Origin of the sequence: Brevundimonas naejangsanensis, assembly GCF_003627995.1 — a bacterium.
Classification (GTDB): Bacteria; Pseudomonadota; Alphaproteobacteria; order Caulobacterales; family Caulobacteraceae; genus Brevundimonas; species Brevundimonas naejangsanensis_B.
The window spans coordinates 287,157-295,000 of the sequence record NZ_CP032707.1 but is presented as its reverse complement, the minus strand read 5'-3'; the positions used below and the strand labels follow the sequence as shown (position 1 = coordinate 295,000).

The window sequence follows — 7,844 nt, the reverse complement described above, 5'->3', positions numbered from 1 at the left end:
CCAGGCCAGTGCTCTTGTGAAATAAAGGCGAACGATCTGGAAAGGTCGGCCATAGCGGGTGACAGCCCCGTAGCCATCAAACAGCAAGAGACTCGAGTAGGGCGGGACACGTGAAATCCTGTCTGAACATGGGGGGACCACCCTCCAAGCCTAAGTACTCCTCTACGACCGATAGTGAACAAGTACCGTGAGGGAAAGGTGAAAAGCACCCCGACAAGGGGAGTGAAACAGATCCTGAAATCGGAAGCCTACAAGCAGTCGGAGCCGCCAAGCGCGGTGACGGCGTACCTTTTGTATAATGGGTCAGCGACTTCATATGTCGAGCAAGCTTAAGCCGTTAGGTGTAGGCGCAGCGAAAGCGAGTCTGAATAGGGCGCTAAGTTCGACGTATGACGACCCGAAACCAGGTGATCTATCCATGAGCAGGATGAAGGTAAGGTAACACTTACTGGAGGTCCGAACCCGTGAATGTTGAAAAATTCTGGGATGACTTGTGGATAGGGGTGAAAGGCCAATCAAACCTGGACATAGCTGGTTCTCCGCGAAATCTATTTAGGTAGAGCGTCCGACGAATACCCTGGGGGGTAGAGCACTGGATGGTTGCGGGCTGCGCGAGCGGTACCAATACTAACCAAACTCCGAATACCCAGGAGTACTATCGGGCAGACACACGGCGGGTGCTAACGTCCGTCGTGAAAAGGGAAACAACCCTAACCATCATCTAAGGCCCCCAAGTCATGGCTAAGTGGGAAACGATGTGGGATTGCTTTGACAATCAGGAGGTTGGCTTAGAAGCAGCCATCCTTTAAAGAAAGCGTAACAGCTCACTGATCAAGCGATCCTGCGCGGAAAATGTAACGGGGCTAAAGCCATGCGCCGAAGATATGGGTTTGCAGTTTACTGCAAGCGGTAGCGGAGCGTTCCGTAAGCCGGTGAAGGTCGACCGTGAGGTCGGCTGGAGGTATCGGAAGTGAGAATGCTGACATGAGTAACGATAAACAGTGTGAGAAACACTGTCGCCGAAAGACCAAGGGTTCCTGCGTAAAGCTAATCTGCGCAGGGTTAGTCGGCCCCTAAGGCGAGGCTGAAAAGCGTAGTCGATGGGAAGCAGGTAAATATTCCTGCACCAGCTGGAAGTGACGGATGGCATAAGTCGTCGGGGCTTATTGGATTGTTCCCGGCGGTGGCGTCGTCCCTGGAAATAACTCCAGCAGAGACCGTACCCGAAACCGACACAGGTGGTCAGGTAGAGCATACCAAGGCGCTTGAGAGAACTGTGCTGAAGGAACTCGGCAAATTGCACGCGTAACTTCGGAAAAAGCGTGACTCACCCTGGGCAACCAGGACTGAGTGGCACAAGCCAGGGGGTAGCGACTGTTTAGCAAAAACATAGGGCTCTGCGAAGCATCAATGCGACGTATAGGGTCTGACGCCTGCCCGGTGCCTGAAGGTTAAAGGGAGGAGTGAAAGCTCCGAACTGAAGCCCAGGTAAACGGCGGCCGTAACTATAACGGTCCTAAGGTAGCGAAATTCCTTGTCGGGTAAGTTCCGACCTGCACGAATGGCGTAACGACTTCCCCACTGTCTCCAGCACAGGCTCAGTGAAATTGAATTCCCCGTGAAGATGCGGGGTTCCCGCGGTCAGACGGAAAGACCCTATGAACCTTTACTATAGCTTCGCCTTGGCGTTAGCGACCGTATGTGTAGGATAGGTGGGAGGCTATGAAGCCGGGGCGCCAGCTCTGGTGGAGCCATCCTTGAAATACCACCCTTACTGTCGTTGACGTCTAACCGAGGGCCGTTATCCGGTCCCGGGACATGGCGTGGTGGGTAGTTTGACTGGGGCGGTCGCCTCCCAAAGTGTAACGGAGGCGCGCGATGGTTAGCTCAGACCGGTCGGAAATCGGTCGTCGAGTGCAATGGCATAAGCTAGCCTGACTGCGAGACTGACAAGTCGAGCAGAGACGAAAGTCGGCCATAGTGATCCGGTGGTCCCGCGTGGAAGGGCCATCGCTCAACGGATAAAAGGTACTCTAGGGATAACAGGCTGATTTTGCCCAAGAGTCCATATCGACGGCAAAGTTTGGCACCTCGATGTCGGCTCATCACATCCTGGGGCTGGAGCAGGTCCCAAGGGTACGGCTGTTCGCCGTTTAAAGTGGTACGTGAGCTGGGTTCAGAACGTCGTGAGACAGTTTGGTCCCTATCTGCCGTGGGTGTTCGAAGCTTGAGAGGATCTGTCCCTAGTACGAGAGGACCGGGATGGACATACCTCTGGTGGACCTGTCGTGGCGCCAGCCGCGCAGCAGGGTAGCTAAGTATGGAATAGATAACCGCTGAAAGCATCTAAGCGGGAAACTAACCTCAAAACAAGGCTTCGCTGAGGATCGTGGAAGACTACCACGTTGATAGGCCAGGTGTGGAAGCGCGGTGACGTGTGAAGCTTACTGGTACTAATAATCCGATCGGCTTGATCGTTTCTCAGCAAAACTCATTCGGTTTTTACTTGCCGAAATCAAAAGACGATATCTTCTCATTTCATTCGTGTGTGTCGGGTTGACCTGGTGGCTCTGTCGGAGGTTCCCCACCCGATCCCATTCCGAACTCGGTCGTTAAGCCCTCCAGAGCCGATGGTACTTCGTCTTAAGGCGCGGGAGAGTAGGTCGCCGCCGGGTCTACCCGACACACACGTTTGAAATATCTCGAACCCTTCTTCCTTTACACGCCGCCTTGCCGCGGGATGGAGCAGCCCGGTAGCTCGTCAGGCTCATAACCTGAAGGTCGCAGGTTCAAATCCTGCTCCCGCACCCAGTGATACCCCACAGGTACCCCCTGTGGGGTTTTCTGCTTTCTGGGCCTGGCCCAGCGCCAACAGCGCCGCAAGGCTGCCGTGGACTTCCAACTGGAACTTGCCCAGGCCTTCCATCGGGATGAAGTCCACCCGGTCGATCAGTTTGCGCAGCTCCGCACGCACCTCTTCGCCATCCTCGCCCTCGATGGCCTGGTGCAGGTTCTCGGCGAGGCGCCGATAGGCCTCGGCGGCGCCGGGGTGCAACTGAATCACCGACGGGGCGGCGTCGGCCGCCAGTCGGCATTGGATTTCGCTCCGGCGGGTTTTCAGCGGCGCGCTGATCGTCTTCAGTTCTTCCGTTTCGATCGCGCCGTCCAGGCACATAGTCTGCGCGCGCTTCAGTTTGCGCTCAATCTCCGCCAGTTCGCGTTCCAGCGGCGCCCGTTCGACCTGAAGCGCGCGGCGCTCCGTCTCCGCCGCGACATGAAAGGTTCTGACGGCCTCCGCGATCGCTTCCGGCGACAGCAGGTGGGTCTTGATGCCGGTGAGGACGCGCTCTTCCACCGTCTTGGCGGCGATGATCTTGCCGTTGGAGCAGGTCCCGCGTTCGCGGTGACCGCTGCAATTATACTTGCTGGCGTTCAGGGTCATGCTGAAGCCGCACTGCTTGCATTTCATCAGGCCTGACAGGAGGCGTTTCGGCTTGCGACCCTGGGCGGCGGGCAGGGCGGACAGTTCCGCTTTGCGGTTCTGCACCCGCGCCCAGAGTTCATTATCAATGATGCGCAGTTCCGGAGCGGGCTGACGGATCCAGTCTTCCGGCGGATTCAGCACCGAGGAGCGGCGTCCGGTGTCGGGGTGTTTGCGGTAGCGACGCCGATTGAACACCCGCACGCCGATATAGAGCTCCTGGTGCAGGATGCCGTCGCCGGTGCGGCGGTCGCCATGGATGGTCGACGGCGTCCATGTCCCGCCGCGCGGCCCGGACTCGCCTGCCGCGTTCAGGCTATGGGCGATGGCGCGGGGCGATTCCCCATCCGCGTAACGCGCGAAGATCGAGCGGATCACGTCGACCTGATGGGCGTTGGGCTGCAGTTCGCCCTTGCCGATGATGTCATACCCATAGCAGCGGCCGCCGCCCGAGAAGCCGGCCTTGACCCGCGCCGTCAGGCCTCGACGCGTTTTTACGGCCAGGTCGTGCAGGAAGAGTTCGTTCATCGTGCCTTTCAGTCCGATGTGAATCCTGTCGATCGGGCCTTCGGCCAGGGTCTTCAGTGCGACGCCGGCGTAGGCCAGGCGTTTGAAAATGCCGGCGATGTCCTCCTGGTCGCGCGACAGTCGATCGAGCGCCTCAGCCATGACGTCGCTGACTTCGCCGCGCTCCACCGCAGCGAGGAGGGCGCGCAAGCCTGGCCGATTGGCGATCGCGCTGCCGGAAACGGCCTCATCTCTGAACACGAGCACGTCTGTGATGCCCTCGGCTCGGCTGGCCTCGCGCAGCAGTGCGATCTGGTCTGTGGTCGACCGGGCGTTCTGGAGGTCGGAGGAGTGGCGACCGTAGATGGCGCGTTTCTTGGGGCGAAGGACCAAGGGATTTCCCGTTTGAAGTTTTCTGCAAAAAAGCGGTTGACGCCGCCTGTCGTGCCGTCTTATAAGGGTTTATAAGGCTTACTTTGCCTGTAGCTTGACATTGCTAGCTGGCTATCGCATTCTGCGGGAACTTTCAACCCGTGGAGTGCTTATGCGTGTCGCCTATTGGGGTCCGGCGGACGCCGATGCCCTTGATCAGAAAGAATATTCCGTCCGGTTGATGGGCGGTGAGGCGCTGCGGATGCGTCTGGAGGCTGCGGACCTGTCCGCCGTCAGCGAGCAGTTGCGTCGCGAGCGGGCCCTGGTCGGCCACCTCATCATCGAAGAGGACGGCTATCCGGCGATCGTCGAAGCGCTCGTGCCCAGCCATCGCATCCAGCTGGTGCTCGCCCATGACGACTGACGCCAACGTCATCCGCCTGTCGCCGCGGCCGGACCGACGCAGGCCGGCACGGCCGCTGATCCCTCCCTGGGGCGAAGACGCGTCGACGGCGTCCTATGACGCCGCCGTTGCGCTCCTCCTGCCGACGATCCGCGCCCTGGCGCGGCTGGCGCGTCAGCGCGCGGTCTTCACCGTCGGCGACTGACCTGCGGCCGCTTCAACGCGGCCTTCCTACCCCAACAATCCGGCCCGTCGTCATTCGCGCTCTCACGCGAAGCCGATGGCGTGCGCCTTGAAATCCAATCCGCCTGTCGTCGCCTCGCGGAGACGCAACGGCGGCACCCACTAATGGAAAAACAAATGACCGAAGATTCCGCTCCCTCTGCCGAGCAGCCTGCAGAACCCACTCAAGAGGCCAGCGTCCGCACGCAGATGATCTGCGACGGCGTGGTCCACGAAATGATCATGCTGCCCGATCCGGATGACCCGGACCGATTCCACATGCGCCGCGTCCAGCCGGAGGCGCAGCAATGAGGGGCCGTTTCTCGAGGCGACGCGTCGGGCATAGGCGACCTTCACGCACGAACGACGAAGTGTTGGCCGCGGTTGTCAAACGGTTCCAGGCGACGGCCACGTCTCTGTCGCAGATTGAGGAACTGCGGTCTCAACTCGAGGCAGCCGGCTTTGACGGCGTCGGTATCTGCTTCGAACGCATGGCGACGGGGAAGATCGACACCTTCGTCACCTATGTGACCGGTCCGGCTGACAGTGCGGGCAGCAGCGAGGGAAGTCGATGAAACGTCAGGTCTCCCATTCGTTCGAAGATCTGTTGCGACAGCAGCGTCTCGAGCGCCACGAGGCGGAATTCCAAACCGGCGAACCCTGTGATGAGTTGATCCCCATCGTCTTGGCTTTGGCGCGATTGGACGCGCACAGGTTCGCGTGTGAACGCGCCTTTGAGGGCCGTCATACAGCCGGTGGCGAGGAGGAGGCGGCATGACGCTTCGCTCCCTGAAGAACAAGCGATGCGTCGGCTATGCGCGATATTCCACCATTCACCAGCGCCAGGAGTCGATCGAGGATCAGCTCAGGATTTGCGAAGAGTATGTGCGCGCACAGGGCGGAATCTGGGTGACGTCTTACTCCGACCCAGAATGCAGCGGCCAGTCCTTCATGGGGCGTCCGGGTTTTGCGGCGCTCATGGCTGATGCCGAACGCCGCAAGTACGAGTATGTCGTCACCGAAGATCTGGACCGGATAACGCGACAGGCGTCGGGACTTCATGCCGTTATTGAAGAGCTCGAAGCCTTGGATATCGGTATCCACACCGTTCGTTCTGGCGAAGTGACGCAGATGGCGGCGACGTTCAGCGCCTTTCAGAACGCCGAATACGCCAGGAACATGAGTCTGAAGTCCCGCCGTGGAGTGGAAGGAACCGTCCTCAAGGGGCGTCAATCCGGGCGGCTTCCATATGGCTATCGGAAGGTTCCCGTCATCCGCCCGGACGGGTCGATAGAGAACGGCCATCGCGAAATCGTGGAAGCAGAAGCGGGTGTGATCCTCCGCATCTACCGTGACTTTGCTGCGGACCTGAGCATTAGAGACATCTGCCGCGCCTTGACGAAGGAGGGCGTTCCGGGGCCCGGCGGACGGCCTTGGCGTCCTGGTGTCCTGTACGGCAACAAGCACAAGGGTACAGGCATCCTGCGTAACCGGCTCTACAAAGGGGAGACGGTCTGGGGACGTACGGAGATCAAGCGGAACCGACGCGCGGGCACGAAGAAGGCCCAGGTGCGGGCGCGGCACGATTGGACTGTCGTCGCTGCTCCGGATTTGCGGATCATCCCCGATGATCTTTTTGATGCGGTGCAGGAACGTCTGGGCGCGAATGAGACGCCTGATTTCCAAAGCAAACGCAAGGCTGAATACCTCCTGTCAGGGTTGTGCCGGTGTGGCGCTTGCGGCGCGAAGTACCAAGTTCTTCAGGTGAAGATGGGCTGTGTCGGCCGGGCGGAGCGCCATGATTGCAGCAACCGCCGACGCGTCGATCGCGAAGAGATCGAAGGCGTGGTGGTCAGCGCGCTGGCGTCTCATTTCCTTGAGCCCCGCTTTATCCAGCCCTTCGTCGCAGAATACCGCCGTGAGTTGGAACTGGCCCAAGGGGAGTGGGGCGCCAAGCGGAATGAACTGCAGACCCGACTGGATGGCCTTGAGAAAGCCAAGCAGGTTCTGACAGGCGATCTGCGAAAGGGCGACCTTCAGGACGTCGTTCGCAACGTGATCCTGGAGGAACTCGCCAAGGTGGAAAGTGAACGCGCGATGGTTGTGCGCGCGCTAAAGGCTGAACCCGCGGGCGCTGATCTTCCTCTCGATGATGAGGCGATCATCGCCCGCATGCGGGCGGTCGTCGCCGATCTCCAGGCGAATTTGACCTCTGATGAACGGGACGCGGCGCGAGCGCGCGAACTCATTCGGTCGCTTATCGAGAACGTGACGATCTCACCCATCGAAGAGGAAAAAGCTGATGGGCGCGGCATTGGACCGGTTCGCATCACTGTTGTGGGCAACCTCACCCGTGCACTGGGTTTGGCCGACCTCAGTCGCGTGGTTCAGCATGCTTCTCGTCCGGAAAGCATGCAGGGCCATGCGACCGTGCTGGTTGAGTTGGAGATCGACCTCATCCCGTCCGACATGCGCCTGGAGCAAGGCGGGTACGCTGTTCTGGAGATGATGGCGCGTATGCTGGATGACGCCTCCCATCCCGTCTCGAGGAAGGACTTCATCGACGGATTGGCTGAAATGTGGGGGGAGGACCCTGATTATTCTGAGGGGGCACCGCAGGCCGAGCGTGTTCGTTACGCCATGAACTATATGCAGAAGCGGGGGCTGTTGGCGCGCTACGGGTGGAAGGAGCAGGCTGGATATCTTTGGGCTGCTGCTTCGCCCCCGTCGCCTGAAGTCATTCGGCGGCGACGGGAGAGGACTGTGCATCTACCGTTCAACACCACCGAGGTGGATTTGGTCTCCACGATCTCCATCAGAGTCTATCGCAGGGACGCAGGCATCGAGGCGGCGGCCTAG

The 7,844-nt window shown here is 59.7% G+C and carries 7 protein-coding genes, 1 tRNA gene and 2 rRNA genes (1 of these 10 only partly in view); 9 read left to right on the top strand and 1 reads right to left on the bottom strand.

The window, feature by feature from the left end:
- The 3 genes from D8I30_RS01355 to D8I30_RS01345 form a co-directional block, all read left to right on the top strand.
- A 23S ribosomal RNA gene (locus D8I30_RS01355) occupies nt 1–2,478 on the top strand (it extends 305 nt beyond the left edge of the window).
- An 82-nt stretch (nt 2,479–2,560) separates the two neighbouring features.
- Nucleotides 2,561–2,675: ribosomal RNA gene (gene rrf / locus D8I30_RS01350) — 5S ribosomal RNA — on the top strand.
- A gap of 59 nt (nt 2,676–2,734) precedes the next feature.
- Nucleotides 2,735–2,811: transfer RNA gene (locus D8I30_RS01345), tRNA-Met, on the top strand.
- Here D8I30_RS01345 and D8I30_RS15080 read toward each other — a convergent pair.
- The gene (locus D8I30_RS15080; protein ID WP_430805163.1) at nt 2,768–4,381 is read right to left on the bottom strand and encodes a recombinase family protein; all 1,614 of its coding nucleotides are present in this window, start codon (nt 4,379–4,381) and stop codon (nt 2,768–2,770) included. The two genes, D8I30_RS01345 and D8I30_RS15080, sit on opposite strands and share 44 nt — an antisense overlap.
- Before the next feature lie 151 nt (nt 4,382–4,532).
- On the opposite strand from D8I30_RS15080, the gene D8I30_RS01330 reads away from it, so the two are divergent.
- The 6 genes from D8I30_RS01330 to D8I30_RS01310 all read left to right on the top strand — a co-directional run bounded on the left by D8I30_RS01330 (nt 4,533) and on the right by D8I30_RS01310 (nt 7,844).
- A complete protein-coding gene (locus D8I30_RS01330) occupies nt 4,533–4,784 on the top strand; it encodes a hypothetical protein (protein WP_121481140.1) in 252 nt (83 codons plus the stop codon).
- Nucleotides 4,774–4,968 carry a hypothetical protein gene (locus D8I30_RS01325; protein WP_121481139.1) on the top strand — a complete coding sequence of 65 codons (195 nt, stop codon included), beginning with the start codon at nt 4,774–4,776 and terminating at the stop codon, nt 4,966–4,968. The genes D8I30_RS01330 and D8I30_RS01325 overlap by 11 nt, the downstream gene beginning before the upstream one ends.
- A 155-nt stretch (nt 4,969–5,123) precedes the next feature.
- On the top strand, nt 5,124–5,297 hold the full coding sequence (locus D8I30_RS14280) for a hypothetical protein (protein ID WP_162938773.1): 174 nt from the start codon (nt 5,124–5,126) through the stop codon (nt 5,295–5,297).
- 62 nt (nt 5,298–5,359) lie between these two features.
- The gene (locus tag D8I30_RS01320) at nt 5,360–5,560 is read left to right on the top strand and encodes a hypothetical protein (protein WP_121481138.1); all 201 of its coding nucleotides are present in this window, start codon (nt 5,360–5,362) and stop codon (nt 5,558–5,560) included.
- Nucleotides 5,557–5,763 carry a hypothetical protein gene (locus tag D8I30_RS01315; protein WP_121481137.1) on the top strand — a complete coding sequence of 69 codons (207 nt, stop codon included), beginning with the start codon at nt 5,557–5,559 and terminating at the stop codon, nt 5,761–5,763. The genes D8I30_RS01320 and D8I30_RS01315 overlap by 4 nt, the downstream gene beginning before the upstream one ends.
- Nucleotides 5,760–7,844, top strand: a complete 2,085-nt coding sequence (locus tag D8I30_RS01310) for a recombinase family protein (protein WP_121481136.1) — start codon at nt 5,760–5,762, stop codon at nt 7,842–7,844. The genes D8I30_RS01315 and D8I30_RS01310 overlap by 4 nt, the downstream gene beginning before the upstream one ends.